This is a genomic window from Blastococcus mobilis (assembly GCF_900188025.1).
GTDB classification, from domain to species: domain Bacteria; phylum Actinomycetota; class Actinomycetes; order Mycobacteriales; family Geodermatophilaceae; genus Blastococcus_B; species Blastococcus_B mobilis.
Window position 1 is genome coordinate 112,960 of sequence record NZ_FZNO01000009.1, and the last position, 24,893, is coordinate 137,852.

Here is a 24,893-nt window from a genome sequence, read left to right on the forward strand (position 1 = left end):
TGAGTGGCAGAGGACAAGTGATCCGCCGGCGGGCGCAGGGAATCGGGTTCCTCGTCGTCCTCGTGCTGCTGTTGGGGCTGTCGGTGGCCTCCTACAACAAGGCGTTCACCGAGGTCGCCACCGTGACCCTGGAGACCGACACGGCGGGCAACCAGCTGCAGGAGGCCTCGGACGTCAAGGTGCGGGGCGTCATCGTCGGTGACGTCCGCGAGGTCGAGGCCACTGCCGACGGCGCCACCATCGAGCTGGCGATCGACCCCGACCATCTCGAACAGATCCCGGCGGACGTCTCGGCGCGGCTGCTGCCCAAGACGCTGTTCGGCGAGCGGTTCGTGTCGCTGGTGCTGCCCGAGCGGCCCAGCGGGGAGCGGCTGGCCGACGGCGACGTCATCGGCCAGGACCGCACCGAGAACGCCATCGAGCTGCAGCGGGTCATCGACGACACGCTGCCGTTGCTGCAGGCCGTGCACCCCGACGACCTGTCCTTCACCCTGGGCGCCGTCGCCGACGCGTTGCGCGGCCGGGGCGACGACCTGGGCGCCAACCTCGCCGCGACGGGCGACTACATCGGCGAGATCAACACCGTGCTCCCGCAGCTGCAGGCCGACATCTCCGGCCTGGCCGACTTCGCCGAGACCTACCAGGGCGCAGCGGACGATCTGCTGGCCGTGCTGGACAACCTTGCTGTGACCAACACGACCGTGGTCGACCAGGCCGAGCAGCTACGCCGGACCTTCAGCGTCGGGACGAGTTCGTCGAACGTGACGGCGGGCTTCCTGGAGCGGAACGAGCGCAACCTGATCTCGCTGGCGGAGACGTCCCGTCCCGTGCTCGGCCTCTTCGCCGAGTACTCGCCGGTCTACCCCTGCCTGCTCGAGGGGCTCGCCCGGTCGGTTCCGCGGATCGGGGAGAGCTTCGGGCAGGACGGGGACCCGGCCCTGAACCTGAACATCCAGTTCCCCTTGCCGCCGCGCAACCCGTACCAGCCCGGCGACCAGCCGGTCTACGCCGACACCGCCCCGCCCGACTGCCGGGGGCTGGACGACATCGACGCCGAGATCGCTCAGGCGGCGGCCGGGGAGTACTACTGCCCGTACCCGGCCAAGGACGGCGTCGAGTCGCCGGAGAGCGCCGAGCGGCCCGTGCCCGCGTGCTTCGAGGGTGGGGCCGACGACGGCGGGAACCCGGACAACGTGCCCACCGCAGCCCGGGCGGGCCAGTCCCTGCCCGACGTCCTGGCCGGCTCGGCCGCCGAGCTGGACTTCGTCCGGAGCATCCTCGCCTACCAGTCCGGCAAGCGACCCTCGGACGTCTCCGACCTCGGCGCGGCCACCCTGGCACCGATACTGCGCGGGAAGAGCGTGATGCTCCGATGAGTGAGCATCGCAGCGAGCGCCAGCGAGCGAGGAGCGGAGCGGTCGGCCGCGCAGCGGAGGTGTCATTGTGAAGGGCCAGTTGAGGGGGCTCGCCGGCCCGCTGGTCAAGTTGGTGGTCTTCGCTCTCGTCACCGTGATGGCCGCCTACGTGCTGCTCACGACCATCACCAACGCCGGCTACGGGGAACAGCTCACCTACCGGGCACAGTTCACCGATGTCGCCGGCCTCGTGGAGGGCGACGAGGTGCGCATCGCCGGCGTCCGTGTCGGTCAGGTGGTCGGCATCGGCCTGGGCGAGGGCACCGACCGGCCGGTGGCCGAGGTCGAGCTCGAGGTCAGTGCCGACGTGCCGCTGCCCGCCGCCGTCGAGGCGACCATCCGCTACCGCAACCTGGTCGGTCAGCGGTACATCGCCCTCACCGAGGGAGAGGGCTCGTCCGGGAAGACCCTCGCGGAGGGAGCGGTCATCCCGCTGGCGCAGACCACCAACGCGCTCGACCTGACGGTGCTCTTCGGTGGGTTCCAGCCGCTCCTGCAGGCGCTGTCGCCGGCGGACATGAACCGGGTGTCCTTCGAGATCATCCAGGTGTTCCAGGGCGAGGGCGGCACCATGGAGAGCCTGCTGGCGCACGTGGGCTCGCTGACCAACAGCCTCGCCGACCGGGACCAGGTCATCGGCAGCGTGATCGACAACCTCACGACGGTGATGGGCACGCTGGCCGCCCGCGACCAGCAGCTGTCTGACCTCGTGGTGAGCCTCCAGCAGTTCGTCACCGGGCTCGCCGGCGACCGGGAGGCGATCTTCGACTCCCTGCAGACCATCGACCAGCTCGCGGTCTCCTCGAGCGGCTTCCTGGAGGAGGCCCGCGCGCCGCTGGCCGCCGACATCCAGGCGCTGGGCGACCTGTCCGGCAACCTGGCCGACACCGGTGACCTGGTGGAGCGATTCCTGCAGACCGCACCGGTCAAGCTCGACCTGACGACGCGGACGGCCATCAACGGCAGCTGGTTCAACTTCTTCATGTGCCGAGCCGGGGGCACGGTGACCCTGCCCGGCACCGGTCCGGACGGGACGCCGGTCACGAAGACGTTCGACTACGACAGCGGAGCGGAGGGATGCGGCTGATGGCCCGCCAGTCGAAGAACTTCCGCGACCGGAACCCGGTGGTCGTCGGCGCGGTCAGCCTGACCGTCATCGCCGCCCTGGTGTTCCTCGCCTTCAACGCACAGTCGCTGCCGCTCATCGGCGGGGGCACCGTCTACAAGGCGCAGTTCTCCGAGGCGGCCGGACTGCAGCCCGACGACCCGGTGCGGGTGGCGGGCGTCAAGGTCGGCACGGTCGAGGGTCTGGCCCTGGAGGACGGCGCGGTGACTGTCGAGTTCCGGGTGAAGGACGCCTTCGTGGGCGACCGGTCGGAGGCCGCGATCAAGATCGAGACCGTGCTCGGCGCGAAGTACATCGCCCTGGTGCCGCGGGGGGCCCAGCCGCTCGATCCCGACGAGCGCATCCCCAGGGAGCGCACCGCCTCGCCGTACGACGTCGTCGAGGCGTTCGCCGACCTCTCCTCGACGGTTCAGGAGATCGACACCGCCCAGCTCGCCAGCTCCTTCGACGTGCTGTCGGAGACCTTCGCCGACACCCCCGAGGAGGTCCGCACCTCGCTGGAGGGGCTGGCCCGGCTGTCGGACACCATCGCCTCGCGGGACGCGCAGTTGCGCGACCTGCTGTCGGCGACCCGGCAGGTGACCGACGTGCTCGCCGACCGCAGCGGCGAGTTCACCCAGCTGATCCTGGACTCCAACACGCTCCTCACGGAGGTGCAGGAACGGCGGGCCCTGATCGACTCGATCCTCACCAACACACAGGAGCTCGCCGATCAGCTCTCCGGGCTGGTGGCCGACAACCGCGAGACCCTCACCCCGGCGCTCCAGCAGCTGTCCCGCGTGACCGAGATCCTCTCGCGCAACCGCGCTGCGCTGGCCGAGACGGTGAGCGAGCTCGCGCCCTTCGTGCGGGTGTTCACCAACACCCTGGGCAGCGGCCGCTGGTTCGACAGCTTCGTCAACGACCTCGTGCCCACGATCGTGGGTGCGGCGGTCTGCACCACCGCCGAGACGTCGGTGACCGGTTGTTCCGCGACGGAGGGAGGCCGATGAGCGGCACACTGCAGCGCGGCATCGCGCTGGCCGCCGCCCTGGTGCTGCTGGCAGCACTGGGCTGGACGATCCTGCGGCCCGCGGGTCAGTACCGGGTCACCGCCTACTTCACGGAGACGGTCGGCCTGTACCCGGGTTCGGACGTGCGGGTGCTCGGCATTCCCATCGGCACGATCACCGAGGTCCTCCCGCTGGGCGACAAGGTGCGGGTCCAGATGAGCATCGACGACGACTACGACATCCCGGCCGACGCCGAGGCGATCGTGCTGGCGCCGTCGCTGGTCTCCGACCGGTACGTGCAGTTCTCGCCGGTCTACGACGAGGGACCGACCATGCAGGACGGCGACGAGGTCCCGCTGGACCGCACCGCCATCCCGGTGGAGCTCGACGCCGTCTACGGCGCCCTCGACGAGCTCTCCGCTGCGCTGGGGCCCGACGGCGCCAACAAGGACGGCGCGTTGTCCGACCTCGTCGACGTCGGCGCGGCGAACCTCGAGGGCAACGGCGAGGCGCTGAACCGTACGCTGACCGGCTTCTCGCAGGCCGTGGAGACCCTGGCCGAGAACCGCGACGACCTCTTCGGCTCGCTGGACAACCTGCAGACCTTCACCTCCGCGCTGGCCACCATCGATGCGCAGGTGGGCCAGTTCAACGACAACATGGCCGCCGTCAGTGAGCTGCTGGCCAGCGAGCGGGAGGATCTGCAGACCGCGGTCGCCCTGCTCAGCGACGCCCTGGGCGACGTGGCCGGCTTCGTCAGGGACAACACCACGTTGCTGACCACCAACGTCGACCGGCTGGCGGACGTCACGCTGGTGCTGGTGCAGCAGCGGGCCAAGCTGGCCGAGGTGCTCGACGTGGCCCCGGCGGCGCTGGGCAACCTGACGCACGCCTACAACCCCGACTACGGCACGCTGGACACCCGCGACAACGGGCTGGGCTCGGTGAACGCCGAGATCGTCGTCTGCGGCGCGCTGGCCCAGGTCGGCCGGGTCGACCTGGAGACCGACCTCCCAGGGAAGCTGCCCGACGCGACCGCGCCGCTGCGCGACTCCGTCGAGGAGATCTGCGCCCGCCTCCTGTCCGGAGACGCCGACGCCGACGGCACCCTCGACGACCTGAACGGCAACGCCGTTCCCGACTACGAGGAACTCCGTCAGGCGCTGCTCGGTGGCGGCGGTGGCGGTGGCGCCGCGGGCGGGATGCGGCCCGGACTCCCCCCGGTGAGTGCCCCGTGAGCCGGCGCGCGCAGCGGGTCGTTGCCCTCGCGGCCGGGATGCTGCTGCTCGGCGGTTGCGGCTTCCGCGGTGCCTACTCCCTGGACCTTCCCGGCGGAGCCGACACCGGTGACGATCCGTACACCGTCCAGGTGGAATTCCTCGACGTGCTGGACCTCGTGCCGCAGTCCGGTGTCCGGGTCGCCGACGTCCCGGTCGGGCGCGTGGAGTCCATCGAGCTGGACGAGGACGACTGGACGGCGCTCGTGACCATCTCGGTCAACCGCGAGGTCGACCTGCCGGCCAACGCGGTCGCGGCCATCCAGCAGTCGTCGCTGCTCGGCGAGAAGTACGTGGAGCTGGCTCCGCCGGGCAACGAGGAGCCTGAGGGGAAACTGGGCGACGACTCGCGGATCACCCTCGACCGCACCAACCGCAACGTCGAGGTCGAGGAGTTGCTCGGGGCGCTGTCGCTGGTGCTCAACGGCGGCGGGCTCGCCCAGCTGCAGACGATCAACCGGGAACTCGGCGAAGCGCTGGAAGGCCGGGAGGCCGAGATCAAGGACACGCTCGACCAGCTGGACACCTTCATCGGCGGGCTCGACGAGCAGAAGGCGGAGATCAACCGGGCACTGGACCGCGCGAACGAGCTGGCCGCGACCCTGAGCGCCCGGACCGCGACGATCGAGAACGCGCTCGACACCATCGGCCCCGGTCTGGACGTCATCAACGAGCAGCGCGACCTGCTCGTCTCCATGCTGGAGGGCCTGGCTCGGCTGGGTGACGTCGGCACCCGGATCATCCAGCAGTCGGCGGCCGACACGGTGGAGGACCTGAAGCTCCTGCAGCCGATCCTCACCCAGCTCGCCGCAGCCGGGCCCGACCTCGCCGGGTCCCTGGAGATGCTGCTGACCTATCCCTTCCCGGACAGCTCCCTCTCGGCGTTGAACTACCGCGAGGCCCAGTCCGGCGGGGTGGCGCTGTTCACCAACATGACGGCCACGGTCGACCTGGACCTGACCCACCTCCTGTGTCGGTACGTCGTCGACCAGTCGGGCGCGCTTCGTGAACTGCCGCTGGAGGAGGCCCTCGCGCAGGGCAGGTGCGGAGTCGAGGGCGACGGGAGCCGGGCCACGACCGGGGGCTCCGGTGGCTCGCAGTCCACCTCGTCCACGTCGAGCTCGCCGTCGATCCTGAGCGGCATCGAGGGGCAGGTCGTCCAGCAGGTGCCCGGAGCCGACCAGCCCGCCGGCCGGCTCGGCCTGCCGTCCGTCACGGGGGTGGCGCAGTGATCACGCGCAGCACCAAGGTCAAGCTGCTGGCCTTCGTCACCCTGGCGGTGCTGGGCATGGCCTACCTGGGGTTCAAGTACGTCGGTCTCGACCGCGCCCTGCTGGGCGGCGGGTACGAGGTCGCGGCCGATTTCCGTGACTCCGGCGGCATCTTCGTCAATGCCGAGGTGACCTACCGCGGCGTCGAGGTCGGCCGGGTCACCGACATGGAGCTGGTGGACGACGGAGTCCGTGTCACGCTCCGGATCGACCCGGGGACCGAACCCATCCCGGCCGACACCGATGCCGTCGTGGCGACCCGGAGTGCGGTGGGGGAGCAGTACGTCCTGCTGCGGCCGAGCGAGGCGGGGGGGCCTTACCTGGAGGACGGCGCGGTCATCCCGCAGGAGCGCACCAGCATCCCGGTGCCGGTGGAACAGATGCTCCTGAACCTCGACGAGTTCGTCGGCTCGATCGACCAGGAGAACCTGCGGATCGTCATCGAGGAACTCGGGAAGGCCTTCGAAGGCGCCGGCGACGATCTCGGCCGGCTGATCGACAACGGTGACCTGCTCCTCGCACGGGCCGAACAGTCTCTCCCTGAGACGCTCCGGCTGATCACCGACGGCCAGACGGTGCTCGACACCCAGCGGGACAGCCGCTCCGCGATCCGTCAGTGGGCCGCCGACCTGCGGCTGTTCACCGACACGCTCGTCGAGATGGACCCCGACCTGCGCAGCATCGTGGTCAACGCCCCCGACGCGGGGGAGGCCCTGGAGGACCTGGTGGAGGACGCCGGCCCGGGCCTGGGGTCCCTGGTGCGCAACCTGGACATCCTGAACGGGGTCCAGATCCCGCGGCTGGACGGCATCCGGCAGATGCTGATCACCTATCCCGACGCGGTCACGGGCGGGTTCACCGTCGTGCGCCGGGACGAGGACGGGCAGCTGCGCTCGCACTTCGGTTTCGTGCTCAACGCCGGCGAGCCGCACTCGTGCACCACCGGCTACGTCTCCACCCAGAGCACCCCGACCCAGCAAGCGGTCGAGAACGTCGACACCGACGCCGTGCGGTGCGGGGTGATCAACGGCGTGGACCCGGACCCGGGTGACGGCTACGACGAGAACGGGTCGAACATCCGCGGCGAGCAGAACATCGGCCGGGACGGCGGCCGCGGTGTGACCACGCCGCAGGAAGAGGCCGGGGCTGGTAGCCCGCTGTCGGCCACGGCGCTCTCCCAGCTGATGGGTGGGCTCCTGCACGCCAACCCGATCGCCACCCAAACGGGCTGATCAGCAGCCTGCCGCCGGCCCACATCACACCAGGACAAGGAGAATCGCGCGGGTGACGAGTGAAGCGCGGGCACGTGCCCGGGACGAGGAGGACGTCGTGCCCTCCGTCGATCCCGGTGACGACCCCACCGGAGCCACCGATGTGCAGGCTCCCGACGCCCGGACTGCCCACGTCGGCGCACCCGCCGCGGGGAGCCGCGCCGGGGCGTCCGCGGACGGCGGCACCGACAGCGGCCACCGTGGCGAGGGCCGGATCACCGTCCGCTTGGTGCCGACCCTGTCGGTCGTGCTCGTCCTGCTGCTCGGCGCGGTGGCCTACCTCTGGTTCACGCGACCCCCGGAGTCGGCCATCAGCACCCGCGACTACGCCGAGGCGCTGCAGGCGGCCCGTTCGGGCGTCGTCGACCTGACCTCGTTCGACCACCTGACGCTCGACGACGACATCGAGCAGGCGCGCCGGGTCACCACCGGCGACCTGCGCGAGGAGTCGGTGGCCCAGCTGGACCAGCGGCGGCAGGAGCTCACCGACCTGCAGGCGGTCGTGAGCACCGAGGTCGTCGGCGCCGGGATCACCCGTGCCGACGCCGAGGACGCCACGGCGCTGCTGGTCATCCAGTCGACGCAGGAGAGCGCGGCCGATCCGCAGGCCCAGATCGTGCGATACCGCATCGAGGTGACGCTGGAGAAGTCGGACGGCCGGTGGTTGCTGTCGGGCATCAAGGGGACGGAGGCGCCCGGCAATGACTGACGTCCCAGACGGCGCTCCACGGCCCACGCCCCGCCCGCGCGCCGGTGCCGCTCCTCGCCCGATGCCGCGACCCCGGGTCGCCGGAAGCCGCCGCGACCGCGAGGACCCGCTCGGCACCGCCCGCGACTCGACGGGAACGGCATCCGCGGGAACGGCATCCGCGGGAACGGCATCCGCGGGAACGGCATCCGCGGGAGCGGCGTCCGCCCGCCGCGCCGCGACCGCGCGGCCGCGCACGTCGCGATCGGCCGCCCCGTCGTCCACGGACGCGGGGGTGAGCACGCAGACCGTGCGCCGGCGGCTTCCTGCCCTGCCACTGCTGCTCGCGCTCCTGTGCGTGCTCGCGGTGGCCGGTGCCGGCCTGCTGCTGTGGCAGCGGCTGAACCCGGCGTACGTCGACTCGTCGATCCTCGCCGCGGCACGCAGCGGGATCGAGGCGGTCTACGCCTACGACTACGAGGACTCCGAGGGCAGCGTGCAGGGCAAGCTGGACGTGCTCACCGGCGACCTGCGCGACGAGTACGAGCAGGACCTCTCGGAGGGCGGGATCATCGACACCTACGAGCAGGTGTCCGCGACGACCCGCTACGAGGTGCTCGACGTCGGGCTGCAACAGGTCAACGAGGCGCAGGACACCGCGACCCTCGTGGTGTTCGGCCAGTACGTCGTGGAGTCGGTGAACAGCGGCAGCCAGCCCGCCCCGGAGGGCTCGGAGTGCCAGGTGACGCCGGCCGGGGCGCAGTCATGCACCCAGACGGTCCAGGTCACCGTCGTCGACGTCGACGGCGACTGGAAGATCAGCGAGCTGACGCTCCTGACGACCAGCTGAGCCGGCCCCGTCCCGAGGCTCGCCCCCTCCAGGGCACCGCCCCGAGCCTGCGAGGGGTGGGGAGGAGGCGGTCCTTCCACGAGGTGTGAGGAGGACGGGGTCCTTTCTCGCGCGGCGTGGCATTCCGGCGGAACGGCTCCGGCTGGCATCATGGTCCGCGCACGCCCGCTGCACCCGGCTCGACGGGACGCGGTCCCCGGGTTGTGGCGCCGGTCGCACCGGCGCCCCCGGCGTGGACATCGCGCTCGGGCAGGGGTAGGGTCTCCTGTTGCGCTGCCCTCTGACTGCCTGCCCCGCCGAGACGGGTCACCGGGGGTGCCCGGGAGTGGTCCCGGACACCTGCTGGTCGGCCTTCCGGAACGTCGGACAGACCAGATGGACAGCTCCGCCATTACCGACGACGACCCCGCACAGTCCCGCCCGCACGTCGTGAGGTCCTTGGAAGGACGCATCTTGGCAGGCTCTCGCCCCACCAGCATCAACCCCAGCACCACTGAGTCCGGCACCACCCGCACCACCCCGCAGTCGCCTCAGCCCGGTACCCGGACCGGCGAGACCGACCAGCAGAAGATTCCCGGCGCCCCGCTCCGCGTCTCCTTCGCCAAGATCCGGGAGCCCCTCGAGGTCCCGGATCTGCTGGCTCTGCAGACCGCGTCGTTCGACTGGCTGATCGGCAGCCCCGAGTGGCGGGCCACCCTCGCCCCGGAGGAGCAGGCCGACGCCGTCGGCGGTCTCGCCGAGATCCTCGAGGAGATCTCCCCGATCGAGGACTTCAGCGGATCGATGTCGCTGTCCTTCTCCAACCCGCGCTTCGAGGACGTCAAGGCGTCCCTCGAGGAGTGCAAGGACAAGGACATGACCTACGCGGCGCCGCTGTTCGTCACCGCCGAGTTCATGAACAACACCACCGGCGAGATCAAGAGCCAGACGGTGTTCATGGGCGACTTCCCGATCATGACGAACAAGGGCACGTTCGTCATCAACGGGACCGAGCGCGTCGTCGTCTCCCAGCTCGTCCGCAGCCCCGGTGTCTACTTCGACAAGACGCTGGACAAGACCTCGGACAAGGACGTCTTCAGCGCCAAGGTCATCCCCAGCCGCGGTGCGTGGCTGGAGTTCGACGTCGACAAGCGCGACACCGTCGGCGTCCGCATCGACCGCAAGCGCCGTCAGCCCGTCACCGTGCTGCTGAAGGCGCTCGGCTGGGGCGAGGACCGCATCCGCGAGCACTTCCAGTGGTCGCCCACCGTTCTGGCGACCCTGGAGAAGGACCACATCGCCGGGCAGGACGAGGCGCTGCTGGACATCTACCGGAAGCTGCGCCCGGGCGAGCCGCCGACGCGCGAGTCCGCCCAGGCGCTGCTGGAGAACCTCTTCTTCAACCCGAAGCGCTACGACCTGGCCAAGGTCGGCCGCTACAAGGTGAACAAGAAGCTCGGCGTCTCGGTGCCGCAGAGCACCAGCACGCTGACCGAGGACGACATCGTCGCCACCATCGAGTACGTCGTGCGGCTGCACGCCGGCGAGCCCGAGCACGGTGTCGACGACATCGACCACTTCGGCAACCGCCGCCTGCGCACCGTCGGTGAGCTGATCCAGAACCAGATCCGGGTCGGCCTCTCCCGCATGGAGCGCGTGGTCCGCGAGCGGATGACGACCCAGGACGTCGAGGCGATCACGCCGCAGACCCTGATCAACATCCGGCCGGTCGTCGCCTCCATCAAGGAGTTCTTCGGCACCAGCCAGCTGTCCCAGTTCATGGACCAGACCAACCCGCTCGCGGGCCTGACCCACAAGCGCCGCCTGTCGGCGCTGGGCCCAGGTGGTCTGTCGCGTGAGCGGGCCGGCATGGAGGTCCGCGACGTGCACCCCAGCCACTACGGCCGGATGTGCCCGATCGAGACCCCGGAAGGCCCGAACATCGGGCTGATCGGCTCGCTGTCCTCGTTCGGTCGGGTGAACGCCTTCGGCTTCATCGAGACGCCGTACCGCAAGGTCGAGAACGGCACCGTCACCGACCAGATCGACTACCTGACCGCCGACGAGGAGGACCGCTTCGTCGTCGCGCAAGCCAACAGCCCGCTCGACGCGCAGGGTCGCCTCGCCGAGGAGCGTGTCCTGGTCCGCACCAAGGGCGGTGAGGTCGACTACCTCGCCCCCGAGAACGTGGACTACATGGACGTCTCGCCGCGGCAGATGACCTCGGTCGCGACGGCGATGATCCCGTTCCTCGAGCACGACGACGCCAACCGCGCGCTCATGGGCGCGAACATGCAGCGTCAGGCCGTCCCGCTGCTGCGCAGCGAGGCGCCGCTGGTCGGCACCGGCATGGAGCTGCGTGCCGCCGTCGACGCCGGCGACGTGGTCGTGGCCGAGAAGGCCGGTGTGGTCGAGGACTCCACCGCCGACTACGTCACCGTCATGGCCGACGACGGCACCCGGCAGACCTACCGGCTGCTGAAGTTCCGCCGCTCGAACCAGGGCACCTCGATCAACCAGTCCCCGGTCGTCGAGGAGGGCCAGCGGGTCGAGGTCGGTCAGGTCATCGCCGACGGTCCGTGCACCGACCAGGGTGAGATGGCGCTGGGCAAGAACCTGCTCGTCGCCTTCATGCCGTGGGAGGGCCACAACTACGAGGACGCGATCATCCTGTCGCAGCGCCTCGTGCAGGACGACGTCCTGTCCTCGATCCACATCGAGGAGTTCGAGGTCGACGCCCGCGACACCAAGCTCGGTGCCGAGGAGATCACCCGGGACATCCCGAACGTCTCCGAGGAGGTCCTCGCCGACCTCGACGAGCGCGGCATCATCCGCATCGGTGCCGAGGTCGTCCCCGGCGACATCCTCGTCGGCAAGGTCACGCCCAAGGGCGAGACCGAGCTGACCCCGGAGGAGCGGCTGCTGCGCGCGATCTTCGGTGAGAAGGCCCGCGAGGTCCGCGACACGTCGCTGAAGGTCAAGCACGGTGAGTCCGGCAAGGTCATCGGCGTCCGCGTGTTCTCGCGCGAGGACGGCGACGAGCTGCCCGCCGGCGTCAACGAGCTGATCCGGGTCTACGTCGCCCAGATGCGCAAGATCTCCGACGGCGACAAGCTCGCCGGCCGCCACGGCAACAAGGGCGTCATCTCGAAGATCCTGCCGCAGGAGGACATGCCGTTCCTCGAGGACGGCACCCCGGTGGACATCGTCCTCAACCCGCTCGGCGTGCCCGGCCGCATGAACGTCGGCCAGGTCCTGGAGACCCACCTCGGGTGGGTCGCCAAGCAGGGCTGGCAGGTCGAGGGCAACCCGGACTGGGCGAAGAACCTGCCCGAGGGGGCCAGGAGCGCGGCTCCCGGCACCCGGACCGCGACCCCGGTGTTCGACGGCGCCAAGGAGGACGAGATCGTCGGCCTCCTGGGCTCGACGACGCCGAACCGGGACGGCGACCGGATGGTCAAGGAGACCGGCAAGGCCCGGCTGTTCGACGGTCGTTCCGGCGAGCCCTTCCCCGAGCCGATCTCGGTGGGCTACGTCTACATCCTGAAGCTGCTGCACCTGGTCGACGACAAGATCCACGCCCGCTCGACCGGCCCCTACTCGATGATCACGCAGCAGCCGCTGGGTGGTAAGGCGCAGTTCGGTGGCCAGCGCTTCGGTGAGATGGAGTGCTGGGCGATGCAGGCCTACGGCGCGGCCTACGCGCTGCAGGAGCTGCTGACCATCAAGTCCGACGACATCCTGGGCCGCGTCAAGGTCTACGAGGCGATCGTCAAGGGCGAGAACATCCCCGAGCCGGGCATCCCGGAGTCGTTCAAGGTGTTGCTCAAGGAGCTCCAGTCGCTCTGCCTCAACGTCGAGGTGCTGTCCGGCGACGGGCAGGCAATCAAGCTGCGCGACACCGACGACGAGGTCTTCCGGGCCGCGGAGGAGCTGGGCATCGACCTGTCCCGCCGCGAGCCGTCGTCCGTCGAGGACGTCTAAGAGTTCCGACCCAGGTTTTCGCTCCGCAAGCGCAGCGATTACCTGGGTCGGCCTCAAGCCCACAGACAAAAGCAAAAGCATCACTAGCCCCTGAAAGGGGTCACATTGCTCGACGTCAACTTCTTCGACGAGTTGCGCATCGGCCTGGCCACCGGCGACGACATCCGCCAGTGGTCGCACGGTGAGGTGAAGAAGCCCGAGACCATCAACTACCGGACCCTGCGTCCGGAGAAGGATGGCCTCTTCTGCGAGAAGATCTTCGGTCCCACCCGGGACTGGGAGTGCTACTGCGGCAAGTACAAGCGTGTCCGCTTCAAGGGCATCATCTGTGAGCGTTGCGGCGTCGAGGTCACTCGCGCCAAGGTGCGCCGTGAGCGGATGGGCCACATCGAGCTGGCCGCTCCGGTCACCCACATCTGGTTCTTCAAGGGCGTCCCCTCGCGTCTGGGCTACCTCCTCGACCTGGCGCCCAAGGACCTCGAGAAGATCATCTACTTCGCCGCGTACATGATCACCTCCGTCGACGAGGAGGCGCGGCACCGCGACCTGCCGACCATCGAGGCCGAGATCAGCGCGGAGAAGCACAACCTCGAGAGCCGCCGCGACGCCGACGTGGAGGCCCGCCAGCAGAAGCTGGAGGCCGACCTCGCCGAGCTCGAGGCCGAGGGTGCCAAGTCCGACGTGCGCCGCAAGGTGCGCGAGGGCGGCGAGCGCGAGATGCGACAGCTGCGCGACCGGGCCCAGCGGGAGATCGACCGCCTCGAAGAGGTGATGGACACCTTCCGCAAGCTGGAGGTCAAGCAGCTCATCGCCGACGAAGGCCTCTACCGCGAGCTGCGTGACCGCTTCGGTGAGTACTTCGAGGGCGGCATGGGCGCAGCGGCCCTGCAGAAGCTGCTCGCCGGCTTCGACCTCGACGCCGAGGCCGTCTCGCTGCGGGAGACCATCCGCAGCGGCAAGGGGCAGCGCAAGCTGCGGGCCCTCAAGCGGCTGAAGGTGGTCGCGGCGTTCCAGCAGACCCGCAACTCGCCCATGGGCATGGTGCTGGACTGCGTCCCGGTCATCCCGCCGGACCTGCGCCCGATGGTGCAGCTCGACGGTGGTCGCTTCGCCACCAGCGACATGAACGACCTGTACCGCCGCGTGATCAACCGGAACAACCGGCTGAAGCGTCTGCTGGACCTCGGTGCTCCCGAGATCATCGTGAACAACGAGAAGCGGATGCTCCAGGAGTCCGTGGACGCGCTGTTCGACAACGGGCGGCGCGGCCGCCCCGTCACCGGCCCGGGCAACCGTCCGCTGAAGTCCCTGAGCGACCTGCTCAAGGGCAAGCAGGGCCGGTTCCGCCAGAACCTGCTCGGCAAGCGCGTCGACTACTCCGGCCGATCGGTCATCGTCGTCGGCCCGCAGCTCAAGCTGCACCAGTGCGGCCTGCCCAAGCAGATGGCGCTGGAGCTGTTCAAGCCCTTCGTCATGAAGCGGCTGGTCGACCTCAACCACGCGCAGAACATCAAGTCCGCCAAGCGGATGGTCGAGCGCGCGCGCCCGGTCGTGTGGGACGTGCTGGAAGAGGTCATCACCGAGCACCCGGTGCTGCTCAACCGCGCGCCGACGCTGCACCGCCTGGGCATCCAGGCCTTCGAGCCGCAGCTGGTCGAGGGCAAGGCCATCCAGATCCACCCGCTGGTCTGCACCGCGTTCAACGCGGACTTCGACGGTGACCAGATGGCGGTGCACCTGCCGCTGTCGGCCGAGGCGCAGGCCGAGGCCCGCATCCTCATGCTGTCCTCGAACAACATCCTGTCGCCGGCCGACGGTCGCCCGATCACCGCGCCGACCCAGGACATGGTGCTGGGCCTCTACCACCTCACGACCCTGGTGGCCTCGCCCGCCGAGGCCGACGGTGGGGAGCCGCAGGCGTTCTCGTCGACCGCCGAGGCGATCATGGCGTACGACAAGGGCGCCCTGGGTCTGCAGGAGCGGGCGAAGATCCGCCTCGACGAGGTGTTCGGCGTCGACAACGGCTCGATGAACGAGGCGTGGCAGCAGCCGGAGGACTGGACACCGGGCGCGCCCGCGACCGTCGTCACCAGCCTCGGGCGGGTGCTCTTCAACGAGGCCCTGCCGGAGGACTACCGCTTCGTCAACTACCAGGTGCCGAAGAAGGAGCTCGGGGCGATCGTCAACGACCTCGCCGAGCGCTACCCCAAGGTGCAGGTCGCGGCGACGCTGGACGCCCTCAAGTCCGCCGGGTTCCACTGGGCCACTCGGGCCGGCATCACGATCGCCATCGACGACGTCGTCACGCCGCCGTCGAAGCAGGCGATCCTGGACCGGCACGAGGACGAGGCCGCCAAGATCGAGCGCCAGTACGAGCGCGGTGTCATCACCGACAGCGAGCGTCGTGGGGAGCTCATCGAGATCTGGACCCGAGCGCGGGCCGAGGTCAGCCAGGCGATGGTGGACAACTTCCCCACCACCAACCCGGTGTGGGTCATGGTCAACTCGGGCGCCCGAGGCAACATGATGCAGATCAGCCAGATCGCCGGTATGCGAGGGCTGGTCGCCAACCCGAAGGGCGAGATCATCCCGCGGCCGATCAAGGCCAACTTCCGGGAGGGTCTGTCCGTGCTGGAGTACTTCATCTCCACGCACGGTGCCCGCAAGGGTCTGGCCGACACGGCGCTCCGGACCGCCGACTCCGGGTACCTCACCCGCCGGCTGGTCGACGTCTCGCAGGACGTCATCATCCGCGAGGAGGACTGCGGGACCGACCGCGGCGTCATCATGCCGATCGGCACCGTCGTCGACGGTGTCGTCACACGGGATGCGCACGTGGAGACCAGCGTATACGCCCGCGCCCTGGCCGCCGACGTGGTGGCCGAGGACGGGACGGTCATCGCCCCGGCGAACGCCGACCTGGGTGACGTCCTGATCCAGACGTTGATCGACGCCGGTGTGGCCGAGGTCAAGGTCCGCTGCGTGCTCACCTGTGAGTCGCTGCTGGGCACCTGCGCCACCTGCTACGGCCGCTCGCTGGCGACCGGCAAGCTGGTGGACGTCGGCGAGGCGGTCGGCATCATCGCCGCCCAGTCGATCGGCGAGCCCGGCACCCAGCTGACGATGCGCACCTTCCACACCGGTGGTGTCGCGGGTGAGGACATCACCCACGGTCTGCCGCGGGTGGTGGAGCTCTTCGAGGCCCGCGTCCCCAAGGGCAAGGCCCCGATCGCCGAGCTGGCGGGCACCATCCGGATCGAGGACGGCGACCAGTTCCGCAAGCTCACCATCACCCCGGACGACGGCTCCGACGAGGTCGTCTACGACAAGCTGTCGCGTCGCTCGCGGCTGCGGGTCGAGGACGGCGCCCACGTCGAGGTCGGCGAGCAGCTCACCGAGGGTGCGGTGGACCCGCACGAGGTGCTGCGGATCATGGGCCCGCGCGAGGTGCAGCTGCACCTGGTCCGCGAGGTCCAGGAGGTCTATCGCTCCCAGGGCGTGTCCATCCACGACAAGCACATCGAGGTGATCATCCGGCAGATGCTCAAGCGGGTGACCATCATCGACTCGGGTGCCACGGAGTTCCTGCCGGGTGCGCTCGTCGAGCGGACGCTGTTCGAGACCGAGAACCGCCGCGTCGTCGCCGAGGGCGGCGAGCCGGCCTCGGCCCGTCCGGTGCTCATGGGCATCACCAAGGCCTCGCTCGCGACCGAGTCGTGGCTGTCGGCCGCCTCCTTCCAGGAGACGACCAAGGTGCTCACCGACGCCGCGATCCAGGGCAAGAGCGACAGCCTGCTCGGCCTCAAGGAGAACGTGATCATCGGCAAGCTGATCCCGGCGGGTACGGGCATCAGCCGCTACCGGAACATCACGGTCGAGCCGACCGAGGAGGCACGGGCCGCCGTCTACACCATGGCCGGTTACGACGACGGGCAGTACTACAGCCCGGACGTCTTCGGTCAGGGCACCGGCGAGGCCGTGCGTCTCGAGGAGTACGACTGGCGGGGCTGAAAAACACCTACCTCCCCCCACCGCTCGCAGGCTCGCGGCGGGACCCTGAGGTAGGCCGGCAGTGACGAAAGGGCCCCGTAGGTCGCAAGCCGACCTACGGGGCCCTTTCATCTGTCGTCCTCCGGACGACACCGCGGCCCGGTGCCGTCCGCCGCGGCGCTGAGCCGCTGCGTCGCGCCTGCGCGAACCTCGGCGCGACAGGGGACCTACCCCGCGAGGCGCTTCGTCGTCTCGACGGTCTTCAGCCGACCCTCGCGGGAGCCGTCGAGCGGCTGGAGCATCAACGTGGTGACGCCCGCCTCGGCGAAGGCGGCGATCCGCTCGGCCACGTAGGACTCGGGGCCGATGAGCGACGTCGAGCGGACGAGCTCGTCGGGGACGGCGGCGGCAGCCTCGTCCTTCTTGCCGTCCAGGTAGAGGTCCTGGATCGTCTTGGCCTCGGCCTCGTAGCCGTAGCGGACCGCGAGGTCGTTGTAGAAGTTCTTGCCCCGGGCGCCCATGCCTCCGATGTAGAGGGCCAGCGCCGGCCGGACGAAGTCCACCAACGACTCCACGTCCTCGCCGATGGCGACGGGGACACCGGTGATGACCTGCAGGTCGCCCAGCTCCGGGGCGCGCTTGGCCCGGCCGGCCGCCAGCGAGTCACCCCAGACCGACGCTGCCTTCTCCGGCACGAAGAAGATCGGCTCCCAGGCCTCGGCGATCTCTGCGGCGAGCTCGACGTTCTTCGGACCGAGCGCGGCCAGCATCACCGGGATGTGCTCCCGCACGGGGGTGTTGATGAGCTTCAGCGGCTTGCCCAGCCCGGTGCCCTGGTCGGCGGGGAGGGGCACGGTGTACTTCTTGCCCTGGTGGTCGAGCCGCTCCCGCCGCCACACCTGCCGGCAGATCTCCACGATCTCGCGGGTGCGCTGCAGCGGGGCGTCGTAGGGGACGCCGTGCCAGCCCTCGATGACCTGCGGGCCCGAGGCACCCAGACCGAGGGTGAACCGGCCGCCGGAGACGAAGTCGAGTCCGGCCGCCGTCATGGCGGTGAGGGCGGGCGTACGGCTGTAGATCGGGAAGATGGCGCTGAGCAGCTCCACCCGCTCGGTCACCGCCGCGAGGTAGCCGAGCTGGCTGACCGCGTCGAACGTGTACACCTCGGCCACCGCCGCGACGTCGAGACCGGCGGACTCGAGGTCGCGGATCTCGGCGGCGGTCTCCTGGAACCCGCCGCTGTAACTGGCCTGGATGCCGATGCGCACGTGCCCTCCACAGGTGTCGTGGCACCACCGTCGGCGCCACCGGGCACGCTATCGGCTGCGGTTCCCGCCGTGGTCAGAGCGGTCGGACCGCCCCGATCACCTCGGTGACCACACGCACGCCGTCGACGTCCCCGGGCACGCGGGGCGCCGCGGCCGGGTCAGCGAGGTTCACCTTGACCACGTAACCACTCGCGCGCCGGGCCAGGCCGATACCGACGACGCCCGGTTCGCCGGCGAGCCGGTGGGCCAGGGTGGTCTTGGCCGCCCGTGCGGCGGCGCGGTCGGACATCCGCCCATGGTCCCCTGCCTCCGTCCGCGGCGACAGCCCGCGGACCCTGCCGGGTGAGGCTCAGCCGGCGGCCCACTCCACGCCGAGAGTCGTGAGGACCGTCGCCAGGGGATGGGCGTAAGTGACGCCGGTGCCGGCCGCCCCGCCGATCTCGCTGCCGGCGAAGAGCAGTGCGATGGGTGCCCGGTCCCGGCTGCGCCAGATCACCGCACCGCTGTCACCCCCTGCGCTGAAGGCTTGGGCGCGGCCGTCGATCTCGATCTGGTCGTCGAAGCGGTAGGGGACGGCGTCGTACTGGACGGCCACCCCGTCCACCTCGACGGCGGTGATCAGGCCGCGGGTGTGCCCGGTGGTGCGGCCCACCTTCTCCACCGCCTCCTCCGGGTCGATGTCGAGGCCGGCCGGCACGGACCTGAGCAGGCGACCGCCGGGCAGGTCGCCCGGGTCGGCGTCCACGCCCGGGTCGAGCGTCGCGACCGCGGCGTCGACGAGGTTGGTGCCGGTGGCGACCAGCGGCTGGAAGGCGGCGAGCGTGGCCACCCGGTCGCCCGGTCCGCCGCCGTCGGCCGGAGCCGGCTGCAGGACGGCGTCGCCCACGGCCGCCGCGTTGCTCGCGGCGAGGACGTGGTTGTTGGACAGGACCGCCAGTCCGCCCCGTGTCCGCACGAAACCGCCGAGGGTGCCGGCGGTGACCGTCGGGTGCGCGAGGGAGAGCCCCGGACGCAGGGGGCGCACCCGTCGCTGCAGCTCGACGGGGGAGGAGAACGGACGCACCCGCCCGATCACCCGCACGTCGACCTCCGCGGCGGCGGCGCGCCCCAGGTCGGGCAGCAGCGCGCGGTCGGCGGCCCGCTGCAGGCGCACCGCCACCCGCGCTCCGTCACCGGTGGGGCTCAGGCCCACGGCGACCCAGGGCCGCGCCGCGCCGGAGGCCTGGGTGACCGTTCGGATCGTGGCCGGCAGTCGTTCGATGATGCGAGCCTTGAGCTCGCGGGCGGCGTCGGGGTCCACAGGGCCTCCGGGGTCAGGGGAGAGGCGTCACGGGAACGCTAGGGCCCGGGTACGACGTTCCCTCCCAGCGCGTGGCTTACTCCCCTCTGGCGCTCCGCCGGGTACCGTCGGGTCCGCCGCGAGGAGCGCCGGACGGCCGGAAGAGATGCGGCCGCAGTGTCGTTCCTCCCGGGTGTCGCCCGCTCCGGTGGTCGATGGCGGGCCACCGGCCATGGGTGTGAGGGACCCGGCTTTGACCGGTCTCCGAGCCACGGGTATCGTGGTCTGCTGTGCCCAGGGTGCCTGGGCCTGCTCCCGTTCGCGGTGCGCCTGGGTGACCAGAGGCTCGGTCTTCTACGACATGGCCTCCGGGTCGCCGGGGTCCACCTCCTGGCCATTGCAGGTGATGGTGGTCCGGAAGGTGGCGGCGCCGAGTCGCGAGGGGCGACCGATTCCGGTCCGACATCCATCGGCCGGTCCCGGGTAGGGCGACACGCCCGACCGCGTGGACCGGAGGGTGGCTGGCGATCAGAATGGGGAGGTCCGAGCGGGCCGGCACTCCGCACCAACAGCACGCAGCACGACCCGCAGGGCACCACCACACACGAAGCACCAGTCGATGAGCACGACCCAGCGCAGGTAGGAGATCCAGGCCACCCATGCCCACGATCAACCAGCTGGTCCGCAAGGGCCGCGAGGACAAGGTCGAAAAGACCAAGACTCCGGCGCTGAAGGGTTCGCCCCAGCGCCGCGGAGTCTGCACGCGCGTCTACACGACGACGCCGAAGAAGCCGAACTCGGCGCTGCGCAAGGTCGCTCGCGTCCGCCTGACCAGTGGCATCGAGGTGACCGCCTACATCCCGGGCGTCGGCCACAACCTGCAGGAGCACTCGATGGTGCTCGTGCGCGGCGGCCGGGTAAAGGACCTCCCCGGTGTGCGCTACAAGATCATCCGCGGCTCGCTGGACACCCAGGGTGTCCGCAACCGCAAGCAGGCCCGCAGCCGCTACGGCGCGAAGAAGGAGAAGAGCTAATGCCGCGCAAGGGTCCTGCCCCGAAGCGTCCGCTCGTCGCCGACCCGGTGTACCAGTCGCCGCTGGTCACCCAGCTGGTGAACAAGGTGCTCGTCGACGGCAAGCGCTCGGTCGCCGAGGCGATCGTGTACGGCGCCCTCGAGGGCTGCCGTGCGAAGAGCGACACCGACCCGGTCGTCACGCTCAAGCGGGCGCTGGACAACGTCAAGCCGGCCCTCGAGGTCCGCAGCCGCCGCGTCGGTGGCGCGACCTACCAGGTCCCGGTCGAGGTCCGTCCCTCGCGCAGCACCACGCTCGGCCTGCGCTGGCTCATCCAGTACAGCCGCGCGCGTCGCGAGAAGACGATGACCGAGCGCCTCATGAACGAGCTGCTCGATGCGAGCAACGGCCTCGGTGCCGCCGTCAAGCGGCGCGAGGACACCCACAAGATGGCCGAGTCGAACAAGGCCTTCGCGCACTACCGCTGGTGACGTCGGTTCATCAGCACCCGCTGTCGGCGGGACGCCCGGGCGATGCCCGGAACCCGCACGCGGACCCGAACGAAGAGGAGTAAGAGATGGCCAAGAAGGCCGAGCTCGCCAAGACCCGCAACATCGGGATCATGGCGCACATCGACGCCGGCAAGACCACGACGACGGAGCGCATCCTCTTCTACACCGGTATCACGTACAAGATCGGTGAGGTCCACGACGGCGCTGCCACGATGGACTGGATGGAGCAGGAGCAGGAGCGCGGCATCACCATCACGTCGGCCGCGACGAAGTGCTCCTGGAACGGCCACGACATCAACATCATCGACACCCCCGGGCACGTCGACTTCACCGTCGAGGTGGAGCGGTCCCTCCGGGTGCTCGACGGTGCCGTCGCCGTCTACGACGGGGTCGCCGGCGTGGAGCCGCAGACCGAGCAGGTGTGGCGGCAGGCCGAGAAGTACGGCGTCCCGCGCATGTGCTTCGTCAACAAGCTCGACCGCACCGGGGCCGACTTCTTCCGCTGCGTCGACATGATGGTCGAGCGCCTGGGTGCCAACCCGCTGGTGCTGCAGCTGCCCATCGGTGCCGAGGCCGACTTCGTCGGCGTCCTGGACCTGGTCCAGATGCGCGCGCTCACCTGGCGCGGTGAGACGAAGATGGGCGAGGACTACGCCATCGAGGAGATCCCGGCCGAGCTCGCCGACCAGGCGGCCGAGTACCGGGAGAAGCTCCTCGAGGGCATCGCCGACTTCGACGACTCGATCATGGAGGCCTACCTCGGCGGCGAGGAGATCTCGGTCGAGACGATCAAGGCCGCGATCCGCAAGGCCACGATCGCCGCGCAGGTCAACCCGGTCCTGACCGGCACCGCGTTCAAGAACAAGGGCATCCAGCCCCTGCTCGACGCCGTCACCGACTACCTGCCCAGCCCGCTGGACGTCGAGGCGATCGTCGGCACCGCGCTGGACGGCGAGACCGAGGTCCTGCGGCACGCCGACGAGGACGAGCCGTTCTCCGCGCTGGCGTTCAAGATCCAGACCGACCAGCACCTCGGCAAGCTGACCTACGTCCGCGTGTACTCGGGCAAGCTCGACGCCGGCTCCCCGGTGCTCAACAGCACCAAGGACCGCAAGGAGCGGGTCGGCAAGATCTACCAGATGCACGCGAACAAGCGCGAAGAGCGCCAGGGCGTGGGCGCCGGCGAGATCGTGGCCGTCAACGGTCTCAAGCAGACGACCACGGGCGACACCCTCAGCGACCCGCAGAAGCCGGTGATCCTGGAGTCGATGTCCTTCCCGGCGCCGGTCATCTCGGTGGCCATCGAGCCGAAGACCAAGAGCGACCAGGAGAAGCTGGGTACGGCGATCCAGAAGCTGGCCGAGGAGGACCCGACCTTCCAGGTGCGCCTGGACGAGGAGACCGGGCAGACGGTCATCTCGGGCATGGGGGAGCTCCACCTGGAGATCCTGGTCGACCGGATGCGTCGCGAGTTCAACGTCGAGGCCAACGTCGGCAAGCCGCAGGTGGCCTACCGAGAGACCATCCGCAAGGCCGTCGAGCGTGCGGACTACACGCACAAGAAGCAGACCGGTGGCTCGGGCCAGTTCGCCAAGGTCCAGGTCAGCATCGAGCCCCTCGAGGTCACGGCCGACGGCCCGACCTACGAGTTCGAGAACAAGGTCACCGGTGGGCGCATCCCGCGGGAGTACATCCCGTCGGTCGACCAGGGCATGCAGGACGCGATGCAGTACGGCGTCCTCGCGGGCTACCCCATGGTCGGTGTGAAGGCGTCCCTGCTCGACGGCCAGTACCACGAGGTCGACTCCTCGGAGATGGCCTTCAAGATCGCCGGCTCGATGGTCTTCAAGGAGGCCGCACGCAAGGCCAGCCCGGCCCTGCTCGAGCCGCTGATGGCCGTCGAGGTCGTCACCCCGGAAGAGAACATGGGTGACGTCATCGGCGACCTGAACTCCCGCCGCGGGACCATCCAGGCGATGGAGGAGCGCTCCGGCGCCCGCGTCGTCCGGGCCCTGGTGCCGCTGTCGGAGATGTTCGGCTACGTGGGCGACCTGCGCAGCCGCACCCAGGGGCGGGCGAGCTACACCATGGTGTTCGACTCGTACGCCGAGGTCCCCGCCAACGTCGCCAAGGAGATCATCGCGAAGGCGACGGGAGAGTGAGCATCGTAGGGCCGTCCGCGGCCCGAGGAGCGGAGCTCTCCGGGAGCCGAGCAATGGACACTGCCAAGGCGACCGGCGAGTAACGACCTGTCGGACGCGGGCTCCCTGCCCGCGGCCGGCTAGCACCGCCCGCAACCCCACGAGCACGCGCACGACTGCGAAGACACGAAGAGAGGAACCCAGTGGCCAAGGCCAAGTTCGAGCGGACCAAGCCGCACGTCAACATCGGCACCATCGGGCACATCGACCATGGGAAGACGACGCTGACCGCGGCGATCACCAAGGTGCTGCACGACAAGTACCCGAACCTCAACGAGGCGTCGGCCTTCGACCAGATCGACAAGGCGCCCGAGGAGAAGGCCCGCGGCATCACGATCTCGATCGCGCACGTCGAGTACCAGACCGAGAACCGCCACTACGCGCACGTCGACTGCCCCGGTCACGCCGACTACATCAAGAACATGATCACCGGCGCGGCGCAGATGGACGGCGCCATCCTGGTGGTCGCGGCGACCGACGGCCCGATGCCGCAGACCAAGGAGCACGTGCTCCTGGCCCGCCAGGTCGGCGTTCCCTACATCGTGGTGGCCCTCAACAAGGCCGACATGGTCGACGACGAGGAGATCCTCGAGCTCGTCGAGCTCGAGGTCCGCGAGCTGCTCTCCGAGTACGAGTTCCCGGGCGACGACGTCCCCGTGGTCCGCGTGTCCGCGCTCAAGGCCCTCGAGGGCGACGCCGAGTGGGGCAACAAGCTCATGGAGCTCATGGACGCGGTCGACTCCGCGATCCCCGAGCCGGAGCGCGAGATCGACAAGCCGTTCCTCATGCCCGTCGAGGACGTCTTCACGATCACCGGTCGCGGCACCGTCGTCACCGGCCGCGTCGAGCGTGGCATCGTCAAGGTCTCCGAGGAGATCGAGATCGTCGGTATCCGCGAGGGTTCGACGAAGACGACCGTCACCGGCGTCGAGATGTTCCGCAAGCTGCTCGACCAGGGCCAGGCCGGCGACAACGTGGGCCTGCTGCTGCGCGGCATCAAGCGCGAGGACGTCGAGCGCGGACAGGTCGTCGTGAAGCCCGGCTCGATCACCCCGCACACCAACTTCGAGGGTTCGGTCTACATCCTCTCGAAGGACGAGGGTGGCCGTCACACGCCGTTCTTCAACAACTACCGTCCCCAGTTCTACTTCCGGACGACGGACGTGACGGGCGTCGTGACGCTGCCCGCCGGCACCGAGATGGTCATGCCCGGCGACAACACCGAGATGACGGTGGAGCTGATCCAGCCCATCGCCATGGAGGAGGGCCTCCGGTTCGCCATCCGTGAGGGTGGCCGCACCGTCGGCGCCGGCCGCGTCACCAAGATCCTCAAGTAAGTCCCCTGGAGGGGCGGCGGCCGCCAGCCGGCCGCCGCCCCTCTCCCGGGTCGTCAGACCCACGGGTCAGCAGACCCACTCGAACTTTCACAACCGATCGGCAGGAGCAGAAGACAGCGATGGCGGGACAGAAGATCCGCATCCGGCTGAAGGCCTACGACCACGAGGCGATCGATGCCTCGGCGCGACGCATCGTGGAGACGGTCACCAAGACCGGAGCGCGTGTGGTCGGCCCCGTGCCGCTGCCGACGGAGAAGAACGTGTACGCGGTGATCCGTTCGCCGCACAAGTACAAGGACTCGTTCGAGCACTTCGAGATGCGCACGCACAAGCGGCTCATCGACATCCTCGACCCGACGCCGAAGACGGTGGACGCGCTCATGCGCATCGACCTGCCGGCCTCGGTCGACGTCAACATTCAGTAAGGGCAGTCAGCAGAC

Annotated in this window: 18 protein-coding genes; 15 read left to right on the plus strand and 3 right to left on the minus strand. The window is 69.8% G+C overall.

Annotated elements, in window-relative coordinates:
• Positions 1 to 17 precede the first annotated feature (17 nt).
• The 10 genes from CHB94_RS10145 to CHB94_RS10190 all read left to right on the plus strand — a co-directional run bounded on the left by CHB94_RS10145 (position 18) and on the right by CHB94_RS10190 (position 16,864).
• Positions 18 to 1,376 (plus strand): MCE family protein, encoded by a 1,359-nt coding sequence (locus CHB94_RS10145; protein WP_176445496.1) that lies wholly within the window; start codon positions 18 to 20, stop codon positions 1,374 to 1,376.
• Positions 1,377 to 1,443: 67 nt separating this feature from the next.
• Complete coding sequence (locus CHB94_RS10150) at positions 1,444 to 2,502, plus strand: MCE family protein (RefSeq protein ID WP_217899249.1); 1,059 nt, start codon at positions 1,444 to 1,446, stop codon at positions 2,500 to 2,502.
• Entirely contained in the window at positions 2,502 to 3,533 is a 1,032-nt protein-coding gene (locus CHB94_RS10155) for an MCE family protein (RefSeq protein WP_089336524.1), read from the plus strand. The genes CHB94_RS10150 and CHB94_RS10155 overlap by 1 nt, the downstream gene beginning before the upstream one ends.
• The gene (locus tag CHB94_RS10160) at positions 3,530 to 4,771 is read left to right on the plus strand and encodes an MCE family protein (protein ID WP_089336448.1); all 1,242 of its coding nucleotides are present in this window, start codon (positions 3,530 to 3,532) and stop codon (positions 4,769 to 4,771) included. The genes CHB94_RS10155 and CHB94_RS10160 overlap by 4 nt, the downstream gene beginning before the upstream one ends.
• On the plus strand, positions 4,768 to 6,042 hold the full coding sequence (locus tag CHB94_RS10165; RefSeq protein ID WP_089336449.1) for an MCE family protein: 1,275 nt from the start codon (positions 4,768 to 4,770) through the stop codon (positions 6,040 to 6,042). The genes CHB94_RS10160 and CHB94_RS10165 overlap by 4 nt, the downstream gene beginning before the upstream one ends.
• Positions 6,039 to 7,313 carry an MlaD family protein gene (locus CHB94_RS10170; protein WP_089336450.1) on the plus strand — a complete coding sequence of 425 codons (1,275 nt, stop codon included), beginning with the start codon at positions 6,039 to 6,041 and terminating at the stop codon, positions 7,311 to 7,313. Before CHB94_RS10165 ends, CHB94_RS10170 begins: the two co-directional genes overlap by 4 nt.
• Positions 7,314 to 7,365: 52 nt before the next feature.
• The gene (locus tag CHB94_RS10175) at positions 7,366 to 8,061 is read left to right on the plus strand and encodes an Rv1363c family protein (protein WP_089336451.1); all 696 of its coding nucleotides are present in this window, start codon (positions 7,366 to 7,368) and stop codon (positions 8,059 to 8,061) included.
• Positions 8,062 to 8,335: 274 nt separating this feature from the next.
• Positions 8,336 to 8,890 (plus strand): hypothetical protein, encoded by a 555-nt coding sequence (locus CHB94_RS10180; protein WP_089336452.1) that lies wholly within the window; start codon positions 8,336 to 8,338, stop codon positions 8,888 to 8,890.
• 453 nt (positions 8,891 to 9,343) lie between these two features.
• The gene (gene rpoB / locus CHB94_RS10185) at positions 9,344 to 12,853 is read left to right on the plus strand and encodes a DNA-directed RNA polymerase subunit beta (protein WP_089336525.1); all 3,510 of its coding nucleotides are present in this window, start codon (positions 9,344 to 9,346) and stop codon (positions 12,851 to 12,853) included.
• 105 nt (positions 12,854 to 12,958) lie between these two features.
• Positions 12,959 to 16,864, plus strand: a complete 3,906-nt coding sequence (locus CHB94_RS10190; protein WP_089336453.1) for a DNA-directed RNA polymerase subunit beta' — start codon at positions 12,959 to 12,961, stop codon at positions 16,862 to 16,864.
• 206 nt (positions 16,865 to 17,070) lie between these two features.
• Here the strand turns inward: CHB94_RS10190 and CHB94_RS10195 are convergent, their stop codons facing one another.
• The 3 genes from CHB94_RS10195 to CHB94_RS10205 all read right to left on the minus strand — a co-directional run bounded on the left by CHB94_RS10195 (position 17,071) and on the right by CHB94_RS10205 (position 19,411).
• The gene (locus CHB94_RS10195; RefSeq protein ID WP_089336454.1) at positions 17,071 to 18,111 is read right to left on the minus strand and encodes an LLM class F420-dependent oxidoreductase; all 1,041 of its coding nucleotides are present in this window, start codon (positions 18,109 to 18,111) and stop codon (positions 17,071 to 17,073) included.
• Between the two features lie 73 nt (positions 18,112 to 18,184).
• On the minus strand, positions 18,185 to 18,400 hold the full coding sequence (locus CHB94_RS10200; RefSeq protein WP_089336455.1) for a hypothetical protein: 216 nt from the start codon (positions 18,398 to 18,400) through the stop codon (positions 18,185 to 18,187).
• A gap of 60 nt (positions 18,401 to 18,460) precedes the next feature.
• Positions 18,461 to 19,411, minus strand: coding sequence for a chymotrypsin family serine protease (locus CHB94_RS10205; protein ID WP_089336456.1), 951 nt, complete (start codon positions 19,409 to 19,411; stop codon positions 18,461 to 18,463).
• 638 nt (positions 19,412 to 20,049) lie between these two features.
• On the opposite strand from CHB94_RS10205, the gene rpsL reads away from it, so the two are divergent.
• The 5 genes from rpsL to rpsJ all read left to right on the plus strand — a co-directional run bounded on the left by rpsL (position 20,050) and on the right by rpsJ (position 24,878).
• Positions 20,050 to 20,424: a 30S ribosomal protein S12 gene (rpsL, locus tag CHB94_RS10210; protein WP_012950487.1), complete on the plus strand. Its 375-nt coding sequence runs from the start codon at positions 20,050 to 20,052 to the stop codon at positions 20,422 to 20,424.
• Positions 20,424 to 20,894: a 30S ribosomal protein S7 gene (rpsG, locus tag CHB94_RS10215; protein WP_089336457.1), complete on the plus strand. Its 471-nt coding sequence runs from the start codon at positions 20,424 to 20,426 to the stop codon at positions 20,892 to 20,894. The genes rpsL and rpsG overlap by 1 nt, the downstream gene beginning before the upstream one ends.
• 86 nt (positions 20,895 to 20,980) lie before the next feature.
• A complete protein-coding gene (gene fusA, locus CHB94_RS10220) occupies positions 20,981 to 23,077 on the plus strand; it encodes an elongation factor G (protein ID WP_089336458.1) in 2,097 nt (698 codons plus the stop codon).
• Positions 23,078 to 23,259: 182 nt separating this feature from the next.
• Complete coding sequence (gene tuf, locus CHB94_RS10225) at positions 23,260 to 24,453, plus strand: elongation factor Tu (RefSeq protein WP_089336459.1); 1,194 nt, start codon at positions 23,260 to 23,262, stop codon at positions 24,451 to 24,453.
• Between the two features lie 119 nt (positions 24,454 to 24,572).
• The gene (gene rpsJ, locus CHB94_RS10230) at positions 24,573 to 24,878 is read left to right on the plus strand and encodes a 30S ribosomal protein S10 (RefSeq protein WP_014377994.1); all 306 of its coding nucleotides are present in this window, start codon (positions 24,573 to 24,575) and stop codon (positions 24,876 to 24,878) included.
• Positions 24,879 to 24,893: the final 15 nt, after the last annotated feature.